General features: G+C 74.3%; 21 protein-coding genes. 9 read left to right on the top strand and 12 right to left on the bottom strand.

Annotated elements, in window-relative coordinates; genetic code table 11:
- The first annotated feature begins 404 nt into the window (after positions 1–404).
- Entirely contained in the window at positions 405–797 is a 393-nt protein-coding gene (locus ACFQLX_RS02285) for a cupin domain-containing protein (RefSeq protein ID WP_386411315.1), read from the top strand.
- Between the two features lie 24 nt (positions 798–821).
- Here the strand turns inward: ACFQLX_RS02285 and proC are convergent, their stop codons facing one another.
- The 5 genes from proC to ACFQLX_RS02310 all read right to left on the bottom strand — a co-directional run bounded on the left by proC (position 822) and on the right by ACFQLX_RS02310 (position 4,797).
- Positions 822–1,628 carry a pyrroline-5-carboxylate reductase gene (proC, locus tag ACFQLX_RS02290; RefSeq protein ID WP_386411318.1) on the bottom strand — a complete coding sequence of 269 codons (807 nt, stop codon included), beginning with the start codon at positions 1,626–1,628 and terminating at the stop codon, positions 822–824.
- Positions 1,629–1,733: 105 nt separating this feature from the next.
- Positions 1,734–2,534, bottom strand: a complete 801-nt coding sequence (locus ACFQLX_RS02295) for an ABC transporter permease (protein WP_386411321.1) — start codon at positions 2,532–2,534, stop codon at positions 1,734–1,736.
- The gene (locus ACFQLX_RS02300; protein ID WP_386411324.1) at positions 2,531–3,340 is read right to left on the bottom strand and encodes an ABC transporter ATP-binding protein; all 810 of its coding nucleotides are present in this window, start codon (positions 3,338–3,340) and stop codon (positions 2,531–2,533) included. Before ACFQLX_RS02300 ends, ACFQLX_RS02295 begins: the two co-directional genes overlap by 4 nt.
- Before the next feature lie 121 nt (positions 3,341–3,461).
- A complete protein-coding gene (locus ACFQLX_RS02305) occupies positions 3,462–3,977 on the bottom strand; it encodes a hypothetical protein (RefSeq protein ID WP_386411327.1) in 516 nt (171 codons plus the stop codon).
- 34 nt (positions 3,978–4,011) lie between these two features.
- A complete protein-coding gene (locus ACFQLX_RS02310) occupies positions 4,012–4,797 on the bottom strand; it encodes a DUF3109 family protein (protein WP_386411713.1) in 786 nt (261 codons plus the stop codon).
- Positions 4,798–4,896: 99 nt separating this feature from the next.
- On the opposite strand from ACFQLX_RS02310, the gene ACFQLX_RS02315 reads away from it, so the two are divergent.
- The 4 genes from ACFQLX_RS02315 (at position 4,897) to ilvD (ending at position 9,338) form a co-directional block, all read left to right on the top strand.
- On the top strand, positions 4,897–5,823 hold the full coding sequence (locus ACFQLX_RS02315) for a Ppx/GppA family phosphatase (protein WP_386411330.1): 927 nt from the start codon (positions 4,897–4,899) through the stop codon (positions 5,821–5,823).
- A gap of 59 nt (positions 5,824–5,882) precedes the next feature.
- Positions 5,883–6,704, top strand: a complete 822-nt coding sequence (locus tag ACFQLX_RS02320) for a sugar phosphate isomerase/epimerase family protein (RefSeq protein WP_386411333.1) — start codon at positions 5,883–5,885, stop codon at positions 6,702–6,704.
- Positions 6,701–7,360, top strand: coding sequence for a TetR/AcrR family transcriptional regulator (locus tag ACFQLX_RS02325; protein WP_386411334.1), 660 nt, complete (start codon positions 6,701–6,703; stop codon positions 7,358–7,360). Before ACFQLX_RS02320 ends, ACFQLX_RS02325 begins: the two co-directional genes overlap by 4 nt.
- A 124-nt stretch (positions 7,361–7,484) precedes the next feature.
- Complete coding sequence (gene ilvD, locus ACFQLX_RS02330; RefSeq protein ID WP_386411337.1) at positions 7,485–9,338, top strand: dihydroxy-acid dehydratase; 1,854 nt, start codon at positions 7,485–7,487, stop codon at positions 9,336–9,338.
- A gap of 103 nt (positions 9,339–9,441) precedes the next feature.
- Here the strand turns inward: ilvD and ACFQLX_RS02335 are convergent, their stop codons facing one another.
- Positions 9,442–11,178: a BACON domain-containing protein gene (locus tag ACFQLX_RS02335; RefSeq protein ID WP_386411340.1), complete on the bottom strand. Its 1,737-nt coding sequence runs from the start codon at positions 11,176–11,178 to the stop codon at positions 9,442–9,444.
- A 187-nt stretch (positions 11,179–11,365) separates the two neighbouring features.
- Here ACFQLX_RS02335 and radA point away from each other — a divergent pair, with 187 nt between their 5' ends.
- From radA to ACFQLX_RS02350, 3 genes are all read left to right on the top strand, one after another.
- Positions 11,366–12,877: a DNA repair protein RadA gene (gene radA / locus ACFQLX_RS02340; RefSeq protein ID WP_386411343.1), complete on the top strand. Its 1,512-nt coding sequence runs from the start codon at positions 11,366–11,368 to the stop codon at positions 12,875–12,877.
- Between the two features lie 92 nt (positions 12,878–12,969).
- Positions 12,970–14,097, top strand: coding sequence for a DNA integrity scanning diadenylate cyclase DisA (gene disA / locus ACFQLX_RS02345; protein ID WP_386411346.1), 1,128 nt, complete (start codon positions 12,970–12,972; stop codon positions 14,095–14,097).
- 260 nt (positions 14,098–14,357) lie between these two features.
- Positions 14,358–14,780 carry a hypothetical protein gene (locus tag ACFQLX_RS02350; protein ID WP_386411349.1) on the top strand — a complete coding sequence of 141 codons (423 nt, stop codon included), beginning with the start codon at positions 14,358–14,360 and terminating at the stop codon, positions 14,778–14,780.
- A gap of 25 nt (positions 14,781–14,805) precedes the next feature.
- Here the strand turns inward: ACFQLX_RS02350 and ACFQLX_RS02355 are convergent, their stop codons facing one another.
- The 4 genes from ACFQLX_RS02355 to ACFQLX_RS02370 all read right to left on the bottom strand — a co-directional run bounded on the left by ACFQLX_RS02355 (position 14,806) and on the right by ACFQLX_RS02370 (position 18,868).
- Positions 14,806–15,750 carry a hypothetical protein gene (locus ACFQLX_RS02355; protein ID WP_386411352.1) on the bottom strand — a complete coding sequence of 315 codons (945 nt, stop codon included), beginning with the start codon at positions 15,748–15,750 and terminating at the stop codon, positions 14,806–14,808.
- 94 nt (positions 15,751–15,844) lie between these two features.
- Positions 15,845–16,660: a hypothetical protein gene (locus tag ACFQLX_RS02360; RefSeq protein WP_386411355.1), complete on the bottom strand. Its 816-nt coding sequence runs from the start codon at positions 16,658–16,660 to the stop codon at positions 15,845–15,847.
- Positions 16,661–16,789: 129 nt separating this feature from the next.
- On the bottom strand, positions 16,790–17,692 hold the full coding sequence (locus tag ACFQLX_RS02365) for a phosphoribosylaminoimidazolesuccinocarboxamide synthase (RefSeq protein ID WP_386411357.1): 903 nt from the start codon (positions 17,690–17,692) through the stop codon (positions 16,790–16,792).
- A gap of 102 nt (positions 17,693–17,794) precedes the next feature.
- A complete protein-coding gene (locus ACFQLX_RS02370) occupies positions 17,795–18,868 on the bottom strand; it encodes an alkene reductase (RefSeq protein ID WP_386411359.1) in 1,074 nt (357 codons plus the stop codon).
- 131 nt (positions 18,869–18,999) lie between these two features.
- On the opposite strand from ACFQLX_RS02370, the gene ACFQLX_RS02375 reads away from it, so the two are divergent.
- Positions 19,000–21,741 carry a helix-turn-helix transcriptional regulator gene (locus tag ACFQLX_RS02375; protein ID WP_386411362.1) on the top strand — a complete coding sequence of 914 codons (2,742 nt, stop codon included), beginning with the start codon at positions 19,000–19,002 and terminating at the stop codon, positions 21,739–21,741.
- A gap of 60 nt (positions 21,742–21,801) precedes the next feature.
- Here the strand turns inward: ACFQLX_RS02375 and ACFQLX_RS02380 are convergent, their stop codons facing one another.
- Positions 21,802–23,289, bottom strand: a complete 1,488-nt coding sequence (locus tag ACFQLX_RS02380; protein ID WP_386411364.1) for a N,N-dimethylformamidase beta subunit family domain-containing protein — start codon at positions 23,287–23,289, stop codon at positions 21,802–21,804.
- 206 nt (positions 23,290–23,495) lie between these two features.
- The gene (locus ACFQLX_RS02385; RefSeq protein WP_386411367.1) at positions 23,496–25,169 is read right to left on the bottom strand and encodes a hypothetical protein; all 1,674 of its coding nucleotides are present in this window, start codon (positions 25,167–25,169) and stop codon (positions 23,496–23,498) included.
- Positions 25,170–25,277 lie beyond the last annotated feature (108 nt).

Below are 25,277 nucleotides of genomic sequence, written 5' to 3' on the forward strand. Positions count from 1 at the left end.
TTCCTCCGGGCGCTTCCCTTCGTGTCCCCGACTCTATCAGACGCTTTTCAGTGTCTGACTCCCGGTCGGCGGGATTCCCACCCGGCCGCTTCTGCTTTCGCTTCGCGGCCTTGCGGTGGTCACTACGTTAGCGGACTTCGTACCGGGCGCCTAATCGGGCCCTTTCGAAACGAAATTCGGCATGCCGAATTCGACCCCGTCAGGGGTTAACGCTCTGTAGTGAGGTGTTGCCGGAAACGACCCTTGGGGTCGCTCGGAACCGTGTAGGCGCCGTGGCAACTCGAAGAACTATACGGACGGGCCGGAGTCGTGTCAACCCCTCCCCCCAGCAGGCCGCTGACCTGGGGTTCCCGCACAATCGCGGCAGGCGCCAAGGCGGCGCCAGCGCCCTGGGAGGCACCTCTATGTCCGAGTCCGAGTCCGAGTCCGAGTCCGTGACCGAACAGCAGTCCGCCGGCAGCTTCGCGCTCCACGTCCCCGACGCCGTGCTGGAGCCGGAGCCGCTGGAGCCCGGGCAGATCGTCTCGGGTGACCCCGTCGTCTCCGGGAAGGTGGTGTGGGAGTCCGAGGACGGCAGCCAGGTGCGGGGGATCTGGCAGATGACGCCCGGCGTGGTGACCGACACCGAGGCCGACGAGCTGTTCGTCGTGCTGAGCGGGCGTGCCACCGTCGTCTTCGAGGACGGCAAGGTCATCGAGGTGGGCCCCGGTGACATGTGCGTCCTGCGCGAGGGCGACCGTACCGAGTGGACCGTGCACGAGACGCTGCGGAAGGTCTACCAGGCGCGCGTCGCCTGAGGCCGCCTGGCGTACTGCCCGCCGTCACTGGCCCGAGGCCAGCTCCCTGGAGCGGTCTCGGGCCGCCTCGATCGCGGCGATCAGGGCGGCGCGGACGCCGTGGTTCTCCAGCTCGCGGATGGCGCTGATCGTCGTCCCGGCGGGGGAGGTGACCGCCTCGCGGAGCTTCACCGGGTGCTCGCCGCTGTCGCGGAGCATCACCGCGGCGCCGATGGCGGCCTGGACGATGAGGTCGTGGGCCTTGTCGCGGGGGAGGCCGAGCAGGATGCCGGCGTCGGTCATCGCCTCGACGAGGAAGTAGAAGTACGCGGGGCCCGAGCCGGAGAGCGCCGTGGCGGCGTCCTGCTGGGTCTCCGGGACGCGGAGGGTCTTGCCGACCGGCTTGAAGATCTCCTCCGCGCGGGCCAGATGGTCGCTGCCGGCGTGGCTGCCCGCCGAGAGGACCGACATCCCCTCGTCCACCAGGACGGGGGTGTTGGGCATGACGCGGACCACCGGCACCTCGTGCGGCAGGTGCTCCTCGATGGACTCCGTCGTGATGCCCGCCGCCGCGCTGATGACCAGGCGGCCGGCGGGGACGTGCGGGGACAGCTCCGTCAGCAGGGCGCCCATGTCCTGGGGCTTGACCGCGAGGATCAGGGTGTCGGCGCGCTTGGCCGCCTCCGCGTTGGAGACGACCTCCACCCCGTACCTCGTGCGCAGTGCTTCGGCGCGCTCCGGGCGGCGGGCGGTCACCAGGAGGTCCCCCGGGGACCAGCCCGCGCGGATCATGCCGCTGAGGAGGGCTTCGCCGATCTTGCCCGTGCCGAGGACTGCGACCTTCTGCGTCATGGGGGCATCCTCCCATCGCGGGGGTGCGGGGCACCTGCTCTGTCCACAGGGTGGGCGGCGCCCCGGTGGTCGGGGTGGTGCTCGGGGTAGTGGCCGGGGTGATCGTCAGGGGGTCCGGCGGCGGAGGGTGGCCGCGCCCAGGGCCAGGACCGCCGCGGCCGTTCCCGCGACGATCAGGACGTCGCGGACGAAGGCGGCCGTCACCTCGGGGTGGGTGAGCAGCTGCGTCATCGCGTCGACCGCGTACGACATGGGCAGTACGTCCGAGACCGCCTCCAGTACGGGGTGCATCTTCTCGCGGGGGGCGAAGAGGCCGCAGAGCAGGAGCTGCGGGAGGACGACCGCCGGCATGAACTGCACCGCCTGGAACTCCGAGGCGGCGAAGGCCGAGACGAAGAGGCCCAGTGCCGTGCCGAGGAGGGCGTCCAGCAGGGCCACCACCAGCAGCAGCCAGGTCGGGCCGGCCACCTGGAGGTCGAGGAGCCAGACCGCGAGGGCGGTGGCCAGGGCTGCCTGGGCTGCTGCCAGCACGCCGAAGGCCAGGGCGTAACCGCCGATCAGGTCGCCCTTGGCGAGGGGCATCGCGAGGAGGCGTTCCAGGGTGCCTCCGGTGCGTTCGCGCAGGGTGGCGATGGAGGTCACGAGGAACATCGTGATCAGCGGGAAGATGCCCAGGAGTGCGGCGCCGGTGGTGTCGAAGCGGTCCGCGCGGCCGTCGAAGACCCCGTAGAGGAGGGTCAGCATCAGGCAGGGGGTCAGCAGCATCAGCGCGATGGTGCGCGGGTCGTGGCCGAGTTGGCGCAGGACGCGGGCGGCGGTGGCGAGGGTGCGGGTCGTCGAGGCGGCGAGGGCGGAGGTGGCCGCGGGGGCCGTCGCCTGGGTGGGTGGTGCGGTCACGGTGGTCATCGCAGGGCCTCCTCGGTGGCATCGGCGGTGTCGGTGTTCGCGGCGTCGACGATCTTCAGGAAGGCATCCTCGACCGTCGCCGCGCCGGTGCGTTCGCGTAGGGACGCGGGGGTGCCGTCGGCGATGATCCGGCCCTCGCGCATCAGCAGCAGGCGGTGGCAGCGCTCGGCCTCGTCCATGACGTGGGAGGAGACGAGGAGGGTGACGCGGCGTTCGGCGGCGATGCGGTGGAAGAGGTCCCACAGGTCGCGGCGGAGCACCGGGTCCAGGCCCACGGTCGGCTCGTCCAGGACGAGGAGGTCGGGGGTGGCGAGCAGGGCCGCGGCCAGGGAGACGCGGCCGAGCTGGCCGCCGGAGAGGTTGCCGGCCAGGGTCTCGGCGCGGTTGGTGAGGCCGACGTCGGCGAGGGCGCGGTCGACCACCTCGCGGCGGGCCGGGCGGCTGCGGAAGAGGGCGGGGTGCTGGACGGTGGCGAAGTAGTCGAGGTTCTGGCGGGCGGTGAGGTCGCGGTAGACCGAGGGGGCCTGGGTGACGTAGCCGATGCGGGGGCGCAGGGCGGCGCTGCCCGCGGGGTGGCCGAGGACGTCGAGGGTGCCGGTGACCTTGGCCTGGGTGCCGGCGACGGCGCGCATGAGGGTGGACTTGCCGCAGCCGGAGGGGCCGAGGAGGCCGGTGATCCTGCCCCGGGGGATGTCGAAGTCGAGGCTCGTGAGCACGGTGCGGGGGCCGCGGACGACCGTGAGGGCGCGGGCGTGGACGGCTGGGGGGTCCGGTGGGACCGAGGGGCGGTTCTCGTAATTCATCATGTGTTGAATATGGCGCGTGGGGGTGCCTCCGTCAAGGGGGCGCGGGGCCGGAAAACGTTCGAGCGGGACACCCGTTGCTTCGGGTGTCCCGCTCGGAGGTCGGGGCAGGGGTGCGCTGCGGTCAGCGTCCGGTGCGGCGCTTGGCAGCGTTCTTGGCGGGGTTCTTGGCCGGGTTCCTGCTGCGGGTCCTGCGCTGCTTCTCGTACAGGGACAGCTCGTCCTGCCACTCCTGGCGGTGGAGGCGTTCGCCGGGGGCTTCGAGGAGGTTGCGTACGAAATAGGCGAGCAGGACGCCGATGAAGCCGATGCCGTTGGTCGCGCGGGAGGACGAGGAGAACTGAGTCGTCTCCTCGGCCGGGGGGCGGCGGGTGAAGCCGGCGAGGGTGCGGGTGAAGGCGAGGGAGCTGCAGATCGCGAAGGCCGCGATCATGAGCGCGGTGACCAGGCTGCCGGAGTTCTCCATGGTCAGGCCGTCGTAGGCGAGTTTGAGGATGAACGCCCCGGCCGCCGCCGCGGCCGCCGTCGCCACGGCGAGGGCGAGGCGGCGCAGCCAGTACGCGGGGGTGCGCGCGGCCCAGGTCGTGCCGAAGAACCGCAGCGGCCGGGGGCCGGGGGGCTCGGGATGCGAGTCGGTCATAGGACCGATTATCCCGGGTGCGATGGGGGTGCTGTCAGCTGTCCGCGGGGTGGGGCGCCAGGAGGGGGAGTTGGGCGTTGAGGCGCTGGGCGCACAGGTCTGCCAGGACCTCGTAGCCCTTGGGGCCCATCAGCTCCGTCAGTTCCGCGCGGTACGAGACGTAGACCGGGTCGGCGGCGGCGTGGGCCGAACGGGCCGAGGTGCACCACCAGTTCAGGTCGTGGCCGCCCGGGCCCCAGCCGCGGCGGTCGTACTCGCTGATGGAGACGACCAGGACCTGGGTGTCGTCGGGGCGGGTGACCTGGTCGTAGGTGCGGCGGATGGGGAGCTGCCAGCAGACGTCCGGCTTGGTCTCCAGCGGCTCGCGGCCCTGGCGCAGGGCGAGCAGGTGCAGGGCGCAGCCCGTGCCGGCCGCGAAGCCGGGGCGGTTGTTGAAGACGCAGGCGCCGTCGACGCGGCGGGTCTTGCGCTCGCCGTCCTCGTCCAGCTCGATCCAGCCCTTCTTCGAGGAGGTGCCCTCCGCGTGGTACTGCCACAGCTCGGGGGTGAGCTGCTTGACGTACCCCGCGACCCGCTTCTCGTCGTCCTTGTCGGAGAAGTGCGCGCCCAGCGTGCAGCAGCCGTCCGCCGCGCGGCCCGCCTCGATGCCCTGGCAGCCCTGGCCGAAGACGCACGACCAGCGCGAGGTCAGCCAGGTCAGGTCGCAGCGGAAGACCTGGTCCTCGTCGGCGGGGTCGGGGAACTCCACCCAGGCGCGCGGGAAGTCCGGCCCTGTCTCGTCGGGGCGGATGGTCTGCTCGGCGGCGCGCTGGGCGCCCACGGTCCGGTCCGACGCCTGCTCGGGTGCCCGGTTTGCCTTGTTCGTCTTGGCCACGACTCAAGCGTACGGCCCCTGGGGGGAGGCAGTAGCGTCTCCACCATGAGACTCGGAGTGCTCGATGTCGGTTCGAATACGGTTCACCTGCTCGTCGTGGACGCCCACCCGGGCGCCCGTCCGCTGCCCGCGTACTCCCACAAGACGGAGCTGCGGCTGGCGGAACTGCTCGACGGGGAGGGGGCGATCAGCGAGCCCGGCGTGGAGCGGCTGATCGACACCGTGCGCGAGGCGCTGGAGGTGGCCGGGGACAAGGGCGCGGAGGACGTGCTGCCGTTCGCGACCTCGGCGGTGCGCGAGGCGGCCAACGCGGAGGACGTGCTGCGGCGGGTGGCCGAGCGCACCGGGGTCGAGCTCACCGTGCTGAGCGGCGAGGAGGAGGCGCGGCTGACGTTCCTGGCGGCGCGGCGCTGGTTCGGCTGGTCGGCGGGGAAGCTGCTGGTGCTGGACATCGGCGGCGGTTCGCTGGAGGTCGCGTACGGCATCGACGAGGAGCCCGACCGGGCCGTCTCGCTGCCGCTGGGCGCGGGGCGGCTGACGTCGTCCTGGCTGCCGGGGGATCCGCCGGGGGTGGAGGACGTACGGGCGCTGCGGCGCTACGTGCGGGCGCAGATCGCGCGGACCGTGAGCGACTTCAGCCGGCTCGGGCAGCCGGACCGGGTGGTGGCCACGTCCAAGACCTTCCGCCAGCTGGCCCGGATCGCCGGGGCCGCGCGCTCCGGCGAGGGGCTGTACGTACAGCGCACGCTGGGGCGCAAGCCGCTGGAGGAGTGGGTGCCCAGGCTGGCCGCGATGCCGGTGGAGCAGCGGGCGGCGCTGCCCGGCGTCTCGGCGGGGCGGGCGCCGCAACTGCTGGCGGGAGCGCTGGTGGCGGAGGGGGTGATGGACCTCTTCGGGGTCGACGAGCTGGAGATCTGCCCGTGGGCGCTGCGGGAGGGGATCATCCTGCGGCGGCTCGATCATCTTCCGTGACGGGCGGGTTACCCGGAGTGCGGGGAGTTGACGGGGAGGCAGCACGTAGGCTGTCTGCTGTGGCAGAGCTAGTACGGATCCCGGACGCGAAGGTCGCGCTGTCCACGGCCTCGGTCTATCCGGAGCCGACGGCGACCGCCTTCGAGACCGCCGCCCGCCTGGGCTACGACGGCGTCGAGGTCATGGTGTGGACCGACCCGGTCAGCCAGGACATCGAGGCGCTGCGCCGGCTCTCCGACCACCACGGGGTGCCCGTCCTCGCCGTCCACGCGCCCTGCCTGCTGATCACGCAGCGGGTGTGGGCGAAGGACCCGTGGGAGAAGCTGCAGCGGGCCAGGTCCGCCGCCGAGCGGCTGGGGGCCTCGACCGTCGTGGTGCATCCGCCGTTCCGCTGGCAGCGCTCCTACGCGCAGGACTTCGTGGACGGGATCTGGCGGATGGCCGACGAGACGGACGTCCGTTTCGCCGTGGAGAACATGTACCCCTGGCGCTACCGCGACCGCGAGATGCTCGCCTACGCGCCCGACTGGGACGTCACCAACCAGGACTACCGGCACTTCACCCTCGACCTCTCGCACACCTCCACCGCCCGCAACGACGCGCTGGAGATGGCCGCGCGGATGGGCGACCGGCTGACGCACGTCCACCTCGCGGACGGCACCGGCTCCGGCAAGGACGAGCACCTGGTGCCCGGGCGCGGCAAGCAGCCGTGCGCGGAGCTGCTGGAGCGGCTGGCCGCCTCCGGTTTCGCCGGGCACGTGGTGGTGGAGGTGAACACCCGGCGGGCGATGTCGGCGGCGGAGCGCGACGCCGATCTGGCGGAGGCGCTGGCCTTCACCCGGCTGAACCTGGCGACCGCCGCGCCGCGGGGCGCTCGGTGAGCACCGACGCCCCGGCGCCCAGGCGGCGGCGGGGGCGTCCCTCGCGCGAGGACGCCGGCGAGGGGCCGGGGGCGCGGGAGCGGATCCTGGCCGCGGCGCGGGGGGAGTTCGCCGAGCGGGGGTACGACAAGGCGTCGATCCGCGCCATCGCGCGGCGGGCGGACGTCGATCCGGCGCTCGTGCACCACTACTTCGGGCCCAAGGAGCAGGTCTTCGAGGCGGCGCTGGAGGTCGACTTCGCGCCTGCGATGGAGCTGCCCGAGGTGATCTTCGGGGGGGCGTCCACCGGCGGGGGCGGCGGTGCGGGCAGCGGTGTCGACGAGGGCGCCGGCGAGCGGTTGACGCGCTACATGCTGGGGGTGTGGGAGAGCGCCCTGACCCGCGAGCCGCTGCTGGCCGTCGTGCGCTCCGCCGTGAACAACGAGGCGGCGGCGGCCATCTTCCGCCGGGTCGTCGTGCGCAACGTACTGCGCCGGGTCACGCCCCGACTGGCCGGTCCGGACGCGGAGTTGCGGGCCGAGCTGGCGGTGGCGCAGCTGGTGGGGGTGGCGATGCTGCGGTACGTGGTCAAGGTGGAGCCGCTGGCCTCCGCAGGCGTGGAGGAGATCGTCGCGCGGGTGGCGCCGGTGGTGCAGCGGCATCTCGCGGGGGCGTGAAGGGGCGCTCCCCTCTTCGGTACGCACCCCCGCGCGCCGTCCGGATCCCGGACGGCCGGTCCGGATCACGGGCACGGGGCGTAGGCTCGGTGGACTCACCGCCCACGCATAACCGGAGGTCGCGATGCCCGCGCTGAGGTCCCGTACCGTCACCCACGGCCGCAACATGGCGGGGGCGCGCGCGCTGATGCGGGCCTCCGGGGTGGCCAACGAGGACATCGGCAAGCCGATCATCGCGGTGGCCAACAGCTTCACCGAGTTCGTCCCCGGGCACACCCACCTCGCGCCCGTCGGGCGGATCGTCTCCGAGGCGATCAGCGCGGCCGGCGCGGTGCCGCGCGAGTTCAACACCATCGCCGTGGACGACGGCATCGCGATGGGCCACGGCGGGATGCTCTACAGCCTGCCCTCGCGCGACCTGATCGCCGACTCGGTGGAGTACATGGTGGAGGCGCACTGCGCCGACGCCCTGATCTGCGTCTCCAACTGCGACAAGATCACGCCGGGGATGCTGATGGCCGCGCTGCGGCTGAACATCCCCACCGTGTTCGTCTCCGGCGGCCCGATGGAGGCCGGGCGCGCCACGCTGGTGGACGGCACCGTGCGCAAGCTGGACCTCATCGACGCCATGGTGGACGCGGCGAACGACTCCGTCTCGGACGCCGACGTGCTCCGTATCGAGGAGAACGCCTGCCCCACGTGCGGCAGTTGCTCGGGGATGTTCACCGCCAACTCGATGAACTGCCTCACCGAGGCCATCGGGCTGTCCCTGCCGGGCAACGGCTCCGTCCTGGCCACCCACACCGCGCGCCGGGCGCTCTACGAGGCCGCCGGGCGGACCGTCGTGGACATCACGCGGCGCTACTACGAGCAGGACGACGCGAGCGTGCTGCCGCGCGCCGTCGCGAGCCGGGCCGCCTTCGAGAACGCCATGGCGCTGGACATCGCGATGGGCGGCTCGACCAACACGATCCTGCACCTGCTGGCCGCCGCGCAGGAGGCGGGCGTGGAGTTCGGCCTCGACGAGATCGACGCCGTCTCGCGGCGGGTGCCGTGCCTGGCGAAGGTCGCGCCCAACGTGGCGCCGCAGGGGACGTACTACATGGAGGACATCCACCGCGCCGGCGGGATCCCGGCGATCCTGGGCGAGCTGTACCGGGGCGGGCTGCTCAACGAGGACGTCACCTCCGTGCACGCCGACTCCCTGGCCGGCTGGCTCAAGGAGTGGGACGTGCGCGGCGGTTCGCCCTCGCCGGAGTCGGTGGAGCTGTGGCACGCGGCGCCCGGCTGCGTACGGTCGGCCACCGCCTTCTCGCAGTCCGAGCGCTGGGAGTCCCTCGACACGGACGCGGCCGGCGGCTGCATCCGCGACGTGGAGCACGCCTACAGCGCCGACGGCGGGCTGGCCGTGCTGCGCGGCAACCTCGCCGAGGACGGCTGCGTGGTGAAGACCGCCGGCGTGGACGCCTCGATCCTCACCTTCGAGGGGCCCGCGGTGGTCTGCGAGTCGCAGGAGGAGGCGTGCGACAAGATCCTCGGCAAGCAGGTCGGGGAGGGGGACGTCGTCGTCATCCGCTACGAGGGGCCGCGGGGCGGGCCGGGGATGCAGGAGATGCTCTACCCGACGTCGTTCCTCAAGGGACGCGGGCTGGGCAAGGCGTGCGCGCTGGTGACCGACGGACGCTTCTCGGGCGGGACGTCGGGGCTGTCGATCGGGCACGCCTCGCCGGAGGCGGCGGCGGGGGGCACGATCGCGCTGGTCGAGGACGGGGACCTGATCCGCATCGACATCCCCGGGCGGTCGATCGAGCTGGTCGTCCCCGAGGAGGTGCTGGCCGCGCGGCGGGCGGCGCTGGGCGGGCGGTACGCGCCGCGGGGGCGCGAGCGGAAGGTGTCGGCAGCGCTGCGGGCGTACGCGGCGATGACGACGAGCGCGGACCGGGGCGCGGTGCGGGATGTGAGCAAGCTGGAGGGCTGAGGCTTTCCCGCTCGGGCTGGGTGCTCGGGCTGAGTGCTCAAGCGAGGCTCGTACGGGCGAGGGCCCCGGCGCCGGATCTCCTCCGGTGCCGGGGCCCTTTCTGCTACGCCGGTGGAGTCTCCCCGCCCGGTGACGGTGCGGGCGGGGGCTCCGACGGCGGCGGGTCCGAGGGGGACGGCGGCGGGGTGCCGGGGTCGCTCGGGGTGGGCGTCGGGGTCGGCGGTGGCGGGGTGGGGGACGGGGCCGGCGGGGGCTGCGAGGGGGTCGGCTCCGGCGGGCGCGTGGGCGTGGGCCTGGTCGGCGGGCGGGTCGGCACGGAGGGGCGGATGATCCGGCGGCTCTCCCCCCGGCCGTGGATGAGGATCTCCGCGCCGCCCGGCTCGATCAGGACGCGGGCGTCCCAGCGGCCGCGCGGCTGGCGGGCGGAGTCGACGGAGACCGCGATCGTGGTGCTCTCACCCGGGAAGAGGGTCCCCGAACTGCTGCTGAACGTCAGCCAGGACGCCGCCGAGCGGGCGTGCCAGCGCACCGCCGCGCCGCCCGAGGCGTGCAGCGTGATCAGCGTGGCGTCGCCGCTGGGCATCGCCTCGACGGTGAGGCGGCCCGGCCCCTTCGTCGTGGCGGTCCCCGTACGGGCGCGGTCGGTGGGGCCGCCGCTGTCGACGACCTCGACGGAGACGTCCGGCGTGCGGCTGCCGGCGGTGTAGCGGGGCGCGGGCAGCTCCTGGGCGCTGCCCGCCTCCTCCACCGGATCGCCGTCCAGGTCGCGCGGGCCCATGGCCTTGCCCGTGGCCGCGGGGAAGGCGTCGCGGCCGTCGTCGGCCGTCGGGGCGCCCCGGTAGGCGGCCCACAGGGCCAGGACGGGGGCGGCGACGACGGTGGCCACGACGGTGGAGGTGATAGCGCGGTTGCGCAGGCGGTCGCGGCGGGCGGCGCGGACCTTGGGGTCCTGCGGGAAGCCCGTACGGTCATAGCGCGGCGCGGACATCCGGCGCACGCCCAGGGCGCGCGCCATCGCGCTGTGCGCGGCGGGGCGGGGGGCGGCGAGCACGGGCAGCCGGCCGCTGCCGCCCTTGGCGGAGACCCAGCTGAGCGAGCCGGGCCAGCCGGCGGCGGCGCAGGCGCGCTCGGCCGTGCGGCGGCAGTCGGGGCAGTCGTCGACGTGGCGGACCAGCTCGCGGCGCAGGGCCGCGCCGAGCAGCACCTCGCTGTCGCCGGCGAGGCCCGCGACGACGGGGCAGCTGCCGTGCTCGACCACGGCCAGCGCGGCCTGGGTGCGCTCGACCTCGCAGGCGGCGCGGGAGAGCAACTCCCGTGCGGCGTAGGGGTCGATGGCCAGGACGACGGCCACCTCGTCCGGGGGGAGGCCGTGGCGGACGGCCAGCTCCAGGGCCTCGCGCTGCTCCGGCGTCGTACCGGCGGCCTCGGGCCAGGCGAGGCGGGCCAGCTCGCGGCGGCGGGCGGCGGGGCCGTCGGCGGCGTCGGGGGCGTCGGCGGAGGGCGGGGCGCCGTCCTTCGCGGCGCCGCCCGTACGGAAGCGGTCCCGGCGGGACATCCGGCGCAGGCAGGCCCAGCGCGCCAGCGAGTAGAGCCAGGGGCGCAGCCCGACCGCGTCCGTGGCGGGACCGGCGTCCAGGCCCCGGCGCCGGCGGCGCTCGGCGAGCGCGAGGACGTCGCCGAGGGCCTCGACGGCCTCGTCGTGGTCGCACAGCACGGAGAGGCAGTAGGTGAACAGCCCGTCCAGATACGGCTCGTACGCGGCCGGGGGCTCGGGGGCTATGTCGGATCCCTTGGCGTGTGCGCCGGGGTGGCGCGGCTGGGGCGGGCTGCTGCTTGTCACGTTCGTGACGGTAGGGGGAGCCGGGCGCCGGAATCCGGGCGTTGGACGGGACTCACCCTGACGGGTGACGGCGCCCGCGGTCGGGGCCGCGCGACGCGGTCCGCACTGCCCGCAGTACTGCCCGTAGCACTGCCCTGACCGTACGGACCAGGCCGCGCTGTCAGTGCGGCCCGCTACGGTGGCGCCCATGGCTCAGCGAAAGACCGGCGGCAAAGACCGCCCCTCGTACAGGTGCTCCGAATGCGGCTGGACCACCGCGAAGTGGCTGGGGCGCTGCCCCGAGTGCCAGGCGTGGGGGACGGTCGAGGAGGCCGGGGGTGCGCCGCAGGTACGCACGACCGCCGCGACCCGGGTGACGACCTCCGCGCTGCCCATCGGCCAGGTCGACGGGACGCGGGCGGAGGCCCGCAGCACGGGGGTGCCCGAGCTGGACCGGGTGCTGGGCGGCGGGCTGGTGCCGGGCGCGGTGATCCTGATGGCCGGGGAGCCGGGCGTGGGCAAGTCGACGCTGCTGCTGGACGTCGCGGCGAAGGCGGCCGACGCCGAGCGCCGCACGCTGTACGTGACGGGGGAGGAGTCGGCCGGGCAGGTGCGGCTGCGCGCGGACCGGATCAGGGCGCTGAGCGACCACCTGTACCTGGCGGCGGAGACGGACCTGGCGACGGTGCTGGGGCACATCGACGAGGTGAAGCCCTCGCTGCTGGTGCTGGACTCCGTGCAGACCATCGCCTCCGGGGAGATCGACGGCGCGCCCGGCGGGATGGCGCAGGTCCGCGAGGTGGCCGGGGCGCTGATCCGGGTCTCCAAGGAGCGCGGGATGTCGACGCTGCTGGTCGGCCACGTGACGAAGGACGGCGCCATCGCGGGCCCGCGCCTGCTGGAGCACCTGGTGGACGTGGTGCTGCAGATCGAGGGCGACCGGCACGCGCGGCTGCGGCTGGTGCGGGGGGTGAAGAACAGGTACGGGGCGACGGACGAGGTCGGCTGCTTCGAGCTGCACGACGAGGGGATCGTCGGACTGGCCGACCCCAGCGGCCTGTTCCTGACCCGGCGCGACGAGCCGGTGCCGGGGACGTGCCTGACGGTGACGCTGGAGGGGCGCCGGCCGCTGGTGGCGGAGGTGCAGGCGCTGACGGTGGACTCGCAGATCCCCTCCCCGCGGCGGACGACCTCGGGGCTGGAGACCTCGCGGGTGTCGATGATGCTGGCGGTGCTGGAGCAGCGCGGGCAGATCACGGCGCTCTCCAAGCGCGACATCTACAGCGCGACGGTCGGCGGGGTGAAGCTCTCGGAGCCGGCGGCGGACCTGGCGGTGGCGCTGGCGCTGGCGAGCGCGGCGAGCGACACGCCCCTGCCGCAGAACCTGGTGGCGATCGGCGAGGTGGGCCTCGCGGGCGAGGTGCGCCGGGTGACGGGGGTGTCGCGCCGGCTGGCGGAGGCGGCGCGGCTGGGCTTCACACACGCGCTGGTGCCGTCCGATCCGGGGAAGGTCCCGGCGGGGATGCGGGTGCTGGAGGTGGCAAACATAGGGGAGGCGCTGCAGGCGCTGCCCATCGGCCGCGGGCGGGGGTCCTCCGGTGGGAGGGCCGGGGGCAGGCGGGCGGGCGGTGGTGCGAAGGGGGCGTCCGGGAGCCCGTTGAGCGGCGGCGGGGACGCCGGTCCGCCCGAGGCCCGGATACCGGAGGAGGCACGCCGGTAGACTTTGCCCCGGTCTTGTCCGTCCAGCGCGCGGTGCGCTGCCTGGGGGCGGGTTCTTGATCTCCTGGCGGACACCCTGACGGAGGACGCGAAGTGGCAGCCAACGAGCGGGCGTCGGCTCCGGGCCGAGCCGTTTCCGGCCCCGGCTCCGACGGTCTGAAGATGCGGGCCGCGCTGAGCGCGGTGGCCCCGGGGACGGCGCTGCGCGACGGCCTGGAGCGGGTGCTGCGCGGCAACACCGGCGGGCTGATCGTGCTGGGCATGGACAAGGTCGTCGGGGAGATCTGCTCGGGCGGCTTCGCGCTGGACGTGGACTTCTCCTCCACGCGGCTGCGGGAGCTGTGCAAGCTGGACGGCGGCCTGGTCCTGGACCGGGAGCTGACCAAGATCCTGCGCGCGGGCGTGCAGCTGCTGCCGGACTCCTCGATCCCCACGGAGGAGACGGGCACGCGGCACCGCACGGCGCAGCGGGTGTCGATCCAGTCGGGCTTCCCGGTGGTGTCGGTGAGCCAGTCGATGCGGCTCATCGCGTTGTACGTGGACGGGCAGCGCCGCGTGCTGGAGGACTCGGCGGCGATCCTGTCGCGGGCGAACCAGGCGCTGGCGACGCTGGAGCGCTACAAGCTGCGCTTCGACGAGGTCGCGGGGACGCTCTCGGCGCTGGAGATCGAGGACCTGGTGACAGTCCGGGACGTCTCGGCGGTCTCGCAGCGGCTGGAGATGGTGCGCCGGATCGCGACGGAGATCGCGGAGTACGTGGTGGAGCTGGGCACGGACGGCCGCCTCCTCTCGCTCCAGCTGGACGAGCTGATCGCGGGCGTGGAGCCGGAACGCGAGCTGGTCGTACGCGACTACGTCCCCGAGCGCACGGGCAAGCGCCCGCGCACGGTGGCGGACGCGGTGGCGGACCTGGACCGCCTCTCGCACGCGGAGCTGCTGGAACTGACCACGGTGGCAAGGGCGTTGGGATACACGGGCTCCCCCGAGACCCTGGACTCCCCGGTCTCCCCGCGCGGCTACCGCCTCCTGGCGAAGGTCCCCCGCATCCCCGGTCTGGTGATCGACCGCCTGGTGGAGCACTTCGGCAGCCTCCAGAAACTCCTGGCGGCAAGCGTCGACGACCTCCAGACGGTGGAGGGCGTAGGCGAGGCCCGAGCCCGCTCGGTCCGCGAGGGCCTCTCCCGCCTGGCGGAGTCGTCAATCCTCGAACGCTACGTGTAGCTCCACACCCGAACGCCCGGTACGACCGGTACGACCGGAACAGCCAGCCCAACCGAACCAGCCGCCCCACCCCAGCGTCGCGGAGCGACGCAGCATCCCCGGTCCCTGGCCAGCCAACTCCCCGGCCCCCCAACCAACCCCACCCACACCACCACCCCAGCCCGCAACCGTCGCGGAGCGACGAAGCACCCCCGCCGCGGAGCGGCGCACCGCCCCCCGCCACATCACCCCGCCACCACGCCCCCTGCTTCACTAACCCCATGAATGAACTCATAGCGACAGCAGGAGTGTTCAGCGCCGGCGCGACAATCGGCGCCATGCTCGTCAGCCACCGGCAGCAGAAGCTGTCGGCCCACCTCATAGACGGCAGGCGTATCCGGATCCCCTGCACGGCGAAGCTCCGTCACACGTCCCGGTGGACGGCCGGCCGGTTCGTAATCGAAGCCGGAACCTGGGAGTGGCAGCCGCGATCGCCCAAAGGCGAGCTGCAGACGCTTCCACCGGACCTGACCATGGCCGCGGTCCTCCCCCAGGGCTCCCCGGAAACAAGGAAGCGCCATCTCCACGCCATGGGGATGGAGTGCACGTCCTCGCAGGGAGACATCCTCATCGCCGTACTCCCGGGGCAGATCGCGTACCTGGCCATGGCACTTCCCAGCACCACACGCCCGGACGTGGAATAGCCCGCCTCCGGAGAGGACCGGTCGCCTACTCCTCCTCGAAGACCTCGTCCGCAGTGTCGACCGTCATGGACCGGCGCCACCACACGTCCAGGAGGGCCGTGTCCCGGCAGCTCTCGACTCGCTCGCGCACCGCTGCGGGGACCTCGATGCCTCGCAGTTCGAAATGCGCCAGAACCCCGTTTCGCAACTGTGCCAGCCTCCCTTCCTCCCGGCCTTCCTCCCGGCCTTCCTCGCGGCCTTCCTCCCGGCCTTCCTCAAGACCCTTCGCCCGGGCCTGGTCGCGGACCTGCTCGGCTGCCTCCGAGCGGAAGAAGTAGTCGAGTGTGCTCATGAGATCCCTCCACTTCGCGCGGGCCGGGCCTTCCGCCAGGCCGGCTTCCACGAACTCCGCGAACACCGCCGCCGTGTACGGATCCACCGTGCCCAGCGCGGACGCCAGCGCCTCCAGTATCGCAGGCGCCAGTCCTTCCTTACTATGCGTAATCGCCGAGAACACCGCCAGTGGCAGATCGCGGGCGGCCTCCGCCTCGTCCGCGATCACCGGGACGTTGTCCGGGCCCAGGACCAGCGGCCGGACCGTCATCGACGTCCAGCCGGGGAAGCCCAGCTCGATGGGCTGCGCGGCCCAGCGGGCGGTCGCCCGGTCCTGGCACAGGACCAGGAGGACCGGCACGCACTTGTGCCTGTCGTGCACATGCGCCATGTAGTTCGTCCAGCTGGCGCGCTTGTCGGGGTCCTTGCGGCCCTGCGCCTCGATCAGCAGCGCGAAGCGCCCCAGCGCCGTCTCCACCCGCAGCACGGTGTCGACGCGGCGCTCCAGCGGCGCCAGCTCCGTGGCGTCGGGGCTGAGCACGTCGATCTCGGTCGGCTCGGGGAACTCGAGGTCGAGTATGCGCTCGAAGGCGCGGATGAGGAGGGTGGCGTCCTCCTGGAAGATCCGGTGGAGGGCCTCGTGCGACGAACTCACCATGGATACGACGCTACGGGCAGAGTCGCCGCAGTTCAGGGGAATGATCGACGATCACTCGATGGTGGCCTTCCGCTTGCGGCCCCGGGCCGTCGTCCTACCCCGCGATCTCGAACTCCGTGCGGGAGGCGGGGAGTCCGGACGGCTTCAGTTCGGCTTCGTACGTGCCGGGGCCGAGCAGGTCCCGGGTCACCGGGCCGCACTCGGGGGCGCTGCGGACCGCGTCCCAGGTGATCGTCCGTTCCATCGTGCCGCCCGCCGGGACCTCCAGCAGTATCGGGTTCGTCGTCCAGGGGCAGTCCGCCGAGGACCAGACGCGGGTGTCGTCGCCGGTGGCGCGGATCGTGATCACCGCGCGGGTGGGGCCGAAGGGCAACTTGCAGGCGTTCGCCGCCTCGTTGGCCGCCGTCAGCTTCAACCGGGGCTTCTCGTCCGCCTGGTACGTCGGCCGCACGGTGCGGATCGTGAACGTCACCGCCGAGCGGTCGCAGTCGGCCAGCGCGGACTCCGCCGGGACCCCGTCCTCCCCCACCGGGAAGCCCTCCGTGCCGCTTGTGTCCGAACCACCCCCCGAAGCACCGCCCGCCTCGGCGGCGTTCTCGGCGCCGGGCGTGGGCCCGGACGTCCCGGCCTCCGGGTCCTGGGGGTCGCCGCCCTCCGTCGTACCGCCGTCCTCCTCGTCGCGGCCGCCGGGGCGCTGGCTGATCAGCGGGCCCGACTCGCTGGGGCCGGGCGTGATCGAGGCGACCGGGCCGTCACCCTGGTTCTTTCCGTCGCCCCCGTCGTCGCCGCCCAGGGTCAGCGCCCACGCCATCGAGGCGCTGAGCAGCGCGACCAGCACAGCCAGAACGGCCCTTCGCCGCCAGTAGATGGTGGCGGGCAGAGGGCCGATCGGATTGCGCAGAGATCCCACGGCGCAAACCTTACGAGACTTGCGCCGCGCCGGACCCCTATACCCGCCGCTCCGGTCTGACTTGTCCCAACTTCGTTCGTGGAAAGGGGGTTGGGACGGGTGGGACCGGGGGGTTCACCACAGGCCCGCTCAGGCCCAGCGCTCACCCGTCAGCCGCTCGTACGCCTCCGCGTAGCGCGACCGCGTCCCCGCCACGACCTCCGCCGGCAGCTCCGGCGGCGGGGTCGCGCCGCCGGGGTCCCAGCCCGAGGCCGGGGAGGCGAGCCAGTCGCGGACGTACTGCTTGTCGAACGAGGGCTGCGGGCGGCCCGGTTGCCAGGCGTCCGCCGGCCAGAAGCGCGAGGAGTCCGGCGTCAGCACCTCGTCGCCCAGCACCAGCGTGCCGTCGGCCCGGCGGCCGAACTCGAACTTGGTGTCCGCCAGGACGATCCCCCGCGCCCGCGCGATGTCGCGGGCCCGCTCGTAGACCGCCAGCGTCGTGCGGCGCAGCTCCTCGGCCGTGGCGGCGCCGGAGCGGCGCACGACCTCCGCGTAGGAGACGTTCTCGTCGTGCTCGCCGACCTCCGCCTTGCTCGCCGGGGTGAAGATCGGCTCGGGCAGCTCGGAGCCGTCGAGCAGCCCGTCGGGGAGGGGGAGGTCGCACACGGTGCGCGTGGCCTCGTACTCCTTGAGCCCGGAGCCGGTGAGGTAGCCGCGCGCCACGCACTCCACGGGGATCATGTCGAGCGGCTCGCAGACCAGCGTGCGCCCGGCCCAGTCGGCGGGGGCGCCCTCGGGGACCTCGGTGGACACGACGTGGTGGGGCACCAGGTCGGTGAAGCGGTCGAACCACCACAGCGAGAGCCGCGTGAGGATGCGGCCCTTGTCGGGGATCTCGGTGGGCAGCACCCAGTCGAAGGCCGAGGTGCGGTCGGAGGCCACCATCACCAGGCGGCCGTGGCGGTCGCGGTAGAGGTCGCGCACCTTGCCCGTGTGCAGGTGCACCAGGCCGGGCACCTCGATCGGCTCGGGCTTTACGACAAATCCGCTCACGGCGTCCTCCGGGAGTTTCCTACGAACACCGTCGATTGTCGCCCATCGCGCGGCAGGCCGGCGCCGCAGGGGCCCGCCGCCGGCCCCTGCGGCGCCGCGGCGTCAGCCGGCCAGCGCGGGATAGTCGGTGTAGCCGCGGTGGTCGCCGCCGTAGTACGTGTCCGGGTCCTCGGGGTTGAAGTCGGCGCCCGCGCGGATGCGCGCCTGCGCGTCCGGGTTGGCCAGCCACAGCCGCCCGTAGGAGACCGCGTCCGCCCGCCCCGCCTCCAGTGCCCGCGCCGCCAGCTCCGGGGCCTCCTCGAAGGGCCGTGCCGGCTGGTTGAGGATCAGCGCGGTCGGCCAGTCGCGGCGGATCGCGTCGGTGATCTCCGGGTGCGCGGTCTCCAGTACGTGCAGGTAGGCCAGCCCGTACGGGGCCAGCGCCGCCGTCAGCGCCGCGTAGGTCTGCGCCGGGGTCTCCTCGGCGATGCCGTTGAAGGTGTTGCCGGGCGAGACGCGCAGGCCCACCCGGTCGGCGCCGATCGCGTCCGCGACGGACTGGACCAGCTCGACGGCGAAGCGGATGCGGCCCTCGACCGAGCCGCCGTAGGCGTCGGTGCGCCGGTTGGTGTTCTCGGCGAGGAACTGCTGGATGAGGTAGCCGTTCGCGCCGTGCAGCTCCACCCCGTCGAAGCCCGCCTCGATCGCGTTGCGCGCGCTCTGCGTGAACTCGTCGATCACCCGCGCGATGTCCGCCAACGTCAACTCGCGCGGCTCCGGGTGGTCGAGCAACCCCTGGTCGGGGGTGAAGAGTTGGCCGCCGGAGGCCACCGGCGAGGGCGCCTCGGGCAGGCCGCCGTCGGCGTAGAGGTACGGGTGGCCGATCCGGCCGGTGTGCATCAGCTGCTGGAAGATCACGCCGCCCCTGGCGTGCACCGCGTCGGTGACCTTGCGCCAGGCGGCGATCTGCTCGGCGTCGTGGATGCCGGGGGTCTGGACGTATCCCTGGCCGCGTACGGAGGGCTGGGTGCCCTCGGTGATGATCAGCGCGGCGCCGGCGCGCTGGGCGTAGTACTCGGCGGTCAGCTCGCCGACCAGGCCGCCGGCCGCGCGGGAGCGGGTCATGGGGGCCATCACCAGGCGGTGGGGGAGGTCGTGGCGGCCGATGCGGACGGGTTCGAAGATGGCGTTCGTCATGTCCTCGACGCTAGGTCGGCGGGAATGCCCGGCGAATCCGTAGCGCTTCGGTATTCGGCTACTGGGTGCGCACCGTGGAGGCGCCCGGGGCTCCCCGTACAACACGTACACGACACAGGTGGTGGAGACCGGTGCTGGTCGGACGGGACACGGAGCGCAAGGCGCTGCGGCGGCTGCTGGACGAGGCGGTGGCGGGTCGCAGCGGGGCACTGGTGCTGTGCGGCGAGGCGGGCATCGGGAAGTCGGCGCTGCTGTCGTACGCGGCGGGGCTGACGGAGCGGGGGGAGCCGGGGGAGCCGGCCGGGGTCCCCTGGACCGTCCTGCGCGCCACCGGCTACGAGGAGGAGGCCGGCCTCGCCTTCGCCTCCCTCCACCAGCTCCTGCGCCCCGTCCTGGACCGCGCCGCCGCCCTCCCGCCGCCCCAGGCCGAGGCCCTCCACCGCGCGCTGGGCAGCGGCGCGGCGGCTGGCGGCCCAGGCGGCCCAGGCGGCGGCGACCGCTTCCTCCTCGGGCTGGCGGTGCTCTCCCTGCTAGCCGAGGCCGCCGAGGCCGCTCCGGTGCTCTGCCTCGTCGACGATGCCCAGTGGCTCGACGTGCCCTCCGCCGAGGCGCTGCTCTTCGCCGCCCGGCGGCTCGCGGCCGAGCGCGTCGCCGTCGTGTTCGCCGCCCGGGAGGGGGAGTTCGGCGCCGCCGGGATCGAGTCGCTGCGGCCGGCGCGGCTGGCGGGCGGGGAGGCGCGGGCGCTGCTCGACGCGCTGGGCGTGCCCGCGCCGGCGCGCGAGCGCGTACTGGCCGAGTCGGACGGCAATCCGCTGGCGATGACGGAGTTCGCGGACGCGGTCGGGCAGGCGCCCGCCGTCCCGGGGGCGCCGCTGAGCGCGCCGGAGCGGGTGCTGGCCGCGTACCGCGCGAAGGTGATGGCACTGCCCGAGCGCAGTCGGCTGATCGTGCAGCTGGCCGCCGCCGAGACGCAGTGCCCGCTGCCCGTACTGCTCGCCGCCGCACCGGCGTTGGACGTCGGGCTGGCGGATCTCGCCGAGGCGGAGGCGCGCGGGCTGGTCGCCGTCAGCGGGGGAAAAGTCGGCTTCCGCCATCCGCTGATCCGTACCGCCGCGTATCTGAGCGCCCCGACCGCCCGGCGGGTGCTGATGCACCAGGCGCTCGCGGACGCCGCCGAGGCCAAGGGCGGCGCCGACTGCGCCGTGATGCACCGCGCCGCCGCCGCGACGGGCCCCAACGAGCGGGCGGCGGCCGGTCTGGAGGCGTACGCGGCGCGGGCGGCGGCCTCGCGCGTCGCGGCCTCCGCCGCCGGCGTCTACGCCCAGGCCGCCCGCCTCTCCCCCGCCCCCGCCGACCGGCTGCGCCGCCTGACCGCCGGGGCGTGGGCGGCCGTGACGGCGGGGCAGGCCGAGCTGGGGGCGCGGCTGGCGGAGGAGGGGGAGGGAGTGGTGGGGGGCGACCGTTCCCCAAGCTCTTCGAGCAGGGGATACCTCATGCAGGCGGGGGAGTTGGCGTACATCCGCTCCTTCTGGCTCTTCGAGGACGACCGCCCCACGCAGGCCGCGCGGCTGCTCATCGAGCACGCCGCGCGGACGGACGCCGCCTCGGGGGCCGATCCCGAGCGCGTACGGATGATGCGGCGGACCGCCGCGACGTACGCCTGGTCGGCCGGGGACCTCGCCGCCCTGCGGGAGGCGGCCGCTCCGCTGGACGGGCGGACGGCCATGGACCGCTCGGTACGGGGCCTGGCGGCGCTCGCGGAGGGGGACTTCGCGCGCGGACTGCCGCTGGTGGCGGAGCTGCTGGACGGGGAGGGGCTGCGCGGGGCGGGCACCCACCAGCGGATGCACGCCCTCTCGGTGGCCTCGCTGCTGCCCGACGACACCGTCCTGGCGTACGTCGAGGAGCTGATCGGGGAGGCCCGCGAGCAGGGGTGGATAGGGCGGCTGCCGTACCTGCTGCACGTGCTGGCCCGCCAGCAGATCCACGCCGGCCTGCACCGCCAGGCGCGGGCCACCGCCGCCGAGGCCGCGACGATCGCCCGGGACACCGGGCTGGCCGTGCGTATCCGGCGGCTGGACAACCTCCTCGCCCGGATCAGCGCCGTGGAGGGCGAGGAGGAGCGGGTACGGGAGCTGGTGTCGACCTCGCTCGCGGCGGACGGCAACTACGCGGTGACCGCGCTGAGTCTGCTGGACCTGGGACTGGGCCGGTACGAGGCGGCGGCGCGGCGGCTGGCAAAGGCGCGCGGGGCGGCGGGCGGGCACAGCGCGGCGATGGTGTTCGCCGCGGCGGACGAGGTGGAGGCAGCGTTCCGGCTGGGCGATCCGGGGCGGGCGGAGCCGGCTGCCCGGCGGTTCGCCGCGTGGGCGGCGGCGAGCGGGCAGCCCTGGGCGCGGGCGGTGGCGCTGCGCAACGAGGCGCTGCTGACGGGGGGTTCGGAGCCCTTCGAGGAGGCGGTCCGGCTGCACGCGGCAGGCGACGGCCGCCCCTTCGAGCGCGCCCGGACGAGCCTGCTGTACGGGGAGCAGCTGCGCCGCGCCCGGCACAAGGCGCGGGCGCGGGAGCAACTGCGCGCCGCGCTGGGGGTCTTCGAGCGGCTGGACGCCCGCCCCTGGGCCGAGCGGGCGCGGGCGGAGCTGCACGCGGCGGGCGACGTGACCGTCCCGGCCGCGCCGGGCGAGGGCTCCGCGCTGCTCGCGCTGACCCCGCAGGAGCTGCAGGTCGTACGGCTCGCGGCGGCCGGCAGCTCCAGCCGCGACATCGCGACGCGGCTGTTCCTGTCGCCGCGCACGGTGGAGTACCACCTGTACAAGGCGTATCCGAAGCTGGGCGTGGGCTCGCGCCGGGAGCTGGCGGGGCTGGAGCTGTAGGTCCTGACGCGGGGGAACTCCGTACAGGACCTGGGTCCTGACGCGGGTCCGGACGGCCGTTCAGTCCCGCTTGCAGATCCGGTCCAGCAGGTTCGCCGTCGCCCGCTGGACCACCGGGGAGGCGTGCCCGGGGCGGTTGAGCGCGGGGGACCAGGCGAAGGTGCCCGAGGCGAAGACCAGGGCGCCGCTGGGGGCGCGGTACAGGGAGGTCTCCTGGTGGCGGCGCACCCCGCCCGCGTCGTGGTACGGCGAGTGGGCCAGCAGGATGCGGTCGGTGTGCTCGGGCAGCGGGGCGCGCGGGAAGTAGCGGTCGGCCTCGCCGGCGACCAGGCCGGTCAGCTCGTCGCCCTCGTGCGCGCCGGTGGCCTCCCAGAGCCAGTGCCCGGCGTTGCGGACGACCAGGGGGTGGGGCTCGGGCACCCGGCCCACGTACTGGATGCCGAGCAGCTCCTGCTCCGCCAGGCCCTGTTCGCGCCAGAGCAGCGGGCGGCCCGGGCCCTGGCGCTTGCGGCAGCGCAGTATCCGGTCGGGCTCGCCGGACACGGAGGGCGCCAACTCCACCTGCCAGTACATGGTGTTGGCGGAGAGGAAGACCAGCGAGGTCCCGGTGTCGCGGGCCAGGGTGGCGTGGCGGCGCATCTGCGGCGACCAGTACTCGTCGTGGCCGGGGAAGACCAGCCCCCGGTAGCGCGAGGGGTCGACCCGGCCGGCGTGCAGGTCGCGGGCGTTGGCGTAGGTGATGTCGTAGCCGAAGCGCTCCGCCCAGCGGATGAAGTCGTAGGCGTGGCCGACGTGCAGCGGCATCCCCGCGCCCGCGTAGGGGCGGTCGAAGGAGACGGCGACGGCGGCCTCGCGCTCGCCCAGCAGCTTCCCGCCGTCGTCCCAGGCGTGGTAGAGCGAGGCGCCGGTGCGGCCGTCCTCCGGGTAGAGGTTGTACGCCTGCCAGGTCACGTCCGGGAGCAGCAGCAGCAGGTCCGCGGGGTGGAAGTCGCGGACGGTGAAGGGGACGTGGGAGCGGTGGCCGTCGTCGGTGGTGAGCACGGCGACGTAGGCGCCGGGACTCCAGTACGAGGGGACCTGCAGCCGCCAGGAGAGCCACCAGTGGTGGCAGGAGACGGTGCGCTCGGCGCTGAGCGGGCCGGGCTGGACCAGGCCGGAGAGCCGGGGCGAGGTGGTGATCTTCGCGGCGCCGTCGCCCGCGTAGTGGCCGATGCGGTAGATGTCGACGCCGAAGGGCTGGGGCGGGTTGACCGTGACGCGGAAGTCGATCGACTCGCCGGGCGCGACCGCGCCCGCGGAGGCGAAGCCCTTGATCTGGCCGCGGACGTCGTCGGCGGTCTTCGGGCTGCCGCCCGTGCGGCGCGGGGCGGGGATCAGGCCGCTGCGGCTCTGGCCCGATCCCAACTCCACGTACCAGGGAACCAGTTGGCCGTCGTCGAAGTAGTGCTCGGCGTCGCGCAGCCAGGGCAGCGGCCCCTGCGCGAAGGGGTCGGAGACGGCGTGCGCGAGCGCGCCGGACTCCCAGCGCCGGATCTGCTCCGTACCCACGATCTGCCCTCCTTCGCCCATTCGGCTAACAGGACATCACATCAAGCACCCAGATGGTTACCCTTGGCCACGAAATCGTGGAGGAACGGACTGCTTTTCTCAGGGAAAGCCCCAATTCGGAGAAGCAGAACCGGTTTTGCGGTCAGTGTGCCGCTGGGTACGGGCAGCCGCCCCCCGCCCGGTGGGAGCCGGACCCCGCCGGCGCCTCAGACCAGCAGCAGCGGCTTCTCGGCCCGCACGCCCGCCGCGCCCAGCCAGTGCCGCAGCGGCAGGGCGTCGCCGAGCTCCACCAGCGCTTGGACCGCGCGGCCCAGCTCGGGGCGGCGCTCGCCGCCGACGAGCAGCACGGGGCCGTCCAGCCAGTCCAGGCCGGGCAGTGCGCCGGCCGTGTCCACGGCCGCGCAGCAGACCGTCGCCAGCACGTGGCCGGCGAGCAGCTCCCGTCCCGTACGCGGCGCCTGGAGCTGCAGCAGCGGGGGGACGGCGACCGCGGCCGTCTCCGCCTCCACGGCGGCCCGCAGCGCCTCGGCGAGGGCCCCGCGGTCGCCGCCCGAGGTGAGCCAGTCCACCACCCGCGCCAGCGTCGCCCGGTCGGAGGCGGGCGGCGCCCCGGGGGGCGCCCCCACCTCGGTGAGCGCGTCCAGGGCGGCGTGCAGCCGGGTGGCCTCGGTCCGCCAGGTGCGGTCCACGACCTCGTCCGGGTACTGCTCCCAGCCCACCGGCGACCAGCTCGCGTCGCCTCCTGCGGGGACCGCCCCGCTCGAAGGGGCCGGGGGGTCCGCGGGGGCGGGCGTGCCGTGGAAGAGCTGGGCCGCGAGCAGGGAGACCGCCTCGTCCACCAGGCCGGGCTCCTCCAGCAGGTCGCAGGCGGGGCGCTCCCCCAGCCGGACGGCGAAGGCGCCGTCCTGGGCGGCGAGGCGGTCGCGGCGCGACAGCTCGGTGAGCGCGGAGACCACGCCGGCGTCCAGCCGGGAGGGCCAGCGGCCCATGTGCCAGGCGGGCAGCGCGACGCGGGTGAGGAGGCGGTCCCAGCCGGCGTAGGCGAGGCCGACCTGCTCCTGGGCGGCGATCCGCAGCCCGTAGTCCACGGTCTGCGCCCGCTCCGAACCGGCGGCGGCCACCCCGCGCTCCATCTCGGCCGGATGCTCGCCGCAGGAGCGGAGCATGATCCGCGCCGCCGTACGCACCACAAAGCGGCCGGGGCTCGGGAAGCGGCCCGACGCGGGGGGCGCGTCGGCGGCGGCCGCGTCCAGTCCGCGGATGAAGCGGCGGGCGGCGGCGATGTCGGGCTGGGCGGCGGGGCCCGTACCGGCGACGACGGGGGCGAGCAGGGCGCGCAGCTCGGCGACGCGCATCCACCACAGGAAGGGCGAGCCGATCACCAGCACCGGCGCCTCGAACTCCTGGGCCTCCCGGCCGCGCAGCAGGGCGCGGCCGGAGCGCAGATGGCTGCCCGCGCGGTCCTCCAGCCAGCTGTCGCAGTCGGGCGTGAGGGCTATCGCGGAGGGCGCGGGCACGCCGAGCCGCTCGGCCAGCTCACCGACCAGCCTGTACAGGTCGGCGGCGCCCTCCCGGGGGACGGGGACGGTCGGGCTGCGGGCCGGCTCGGCGCGCAGCACGGCCACCGCGACGAGGGCGGCGAGGGCGAGGACCGCCAGGCCCAGCCCCAGCACCCACCACCGGGCGGCCGCGAGCGGGCCGTCGATCCGGCCGCTCGCCGAGCCGATGAGGAGCACCGCCGCCACGGCGAGCGGCAGCAGGGCGAGCGCGAGGGCGAGGTGCCGCACGCGGAGCACGGCCAGCGCGCGGCCCCGGGCCGCCGCGGCGCCCGCCTCACCGCCCCGCCTGCCGCTGCCGTCGCGGTCCACCACACCGGTCACGGTCGAACCTCACCCCCTCGCACCTCTGCGGCCCCTGTCGCCGGCCGTCGGATCTCGTCCGATGCCACCGGAGCGCCGTCCGTACTGCCTGGGCACAGCCGGTCCGCA

Origin of the sequence: Streptomyces polyrhachis (assembly GCF_042663125.1) — a bacterium.
Taxonomy (GTDB): domain Bacteria; phylum Actinomycetota; class Actinomycetes; order Streptomycetales; family Streptomycetaceae; genus Streptomyces; species Streptomyces polyrhachii.

What these genes read in the sequence shown, in the direction of transcription:
- radA (WP_386411343.1), top strand. Translation starts at nt 11,366, where the DNA reads ATGGCTCAGCGAAAGACCGGCGGCAAAGACCGCCCCTCGTACAGGTGC.
- ACFQLX_RS02305 (WP_386411327.1), bottom strand. Translation starts at nt 3,977, where the DNA reads ATGACCGACTCGCATCCCGAGCCCCCCGGCCCCCGGCCGCTGCGGTTC.
- ilvD (WP_386411337.1), top strand. Translation starts at nt 7,485, where the DNA reads ATGCCCGCGCTGAGGTCCCGTACCGTCACCCACGGCCGCAACATGGCG.
- ACFQLX_RS02315 (WP_386411330.1), top strand. Translation starts at nt 4,897, where the DNA reads ATGAGACTCGGAGTGCTCGATGTCGGTTCGAATACGGTTCACCTGCTC.
- ACFQLX_RS02350 (WP_386411349.1), top strand. Translation starts at nt 14,358, where the DNA reads ATGAATGAACTCATAGCGACAGCAGGAGTGTTCAGCGCCGGCGCGACA.
- ACFQLX_RS02370 (WP_386411359.1), bottom strand. Translation starts at nt 18,868, where the DNA reads ATGACGAACGCCATCTTCGAACCCGTCCGCATCGGCCGCCACGACCTC.
- ACFQLX_RS02285 (WP_386411315.1), top strand. Translation starts at nt 405, where the DNA reads ATGTCCGAGTCCGAGTCCGAGTCCGAGTCCGTGACCGAACAGCAGTCC.
- proC (WP_386411318.1), bottom strand. Translation starts at nt 1,628, where the DNA reads ATGACGCAGAAGGTCGCAGTCCTCGGCACGGGCAAGATCGGCGAAGCC.
- ACFQLX_RS02300 (WP_386411324.1), bottom strand. Translation starts at nt 3,340, where the DNA reads ATGATGAATTACGAGAACCGCCCCTCGGTCCCACCGGACCCCCCAGCC.
- ACFQLX_RS02295 (WP_386411321.1), bottom strand. Translation starts at nt 2,534, where the DNA reads ATGACCACCGTGACCGCACCACCCACCCAGGCGACGGCCCCCGCGGCC.
- ACFQLX_RS02355 (WP_386411352.1), bottom strand. Translation starts at nt 15,750, where the DNA reads ATGGTGAGTTCGTCGCACGAGGCCCTCCACCGGATCTTCCAGGAGGAC.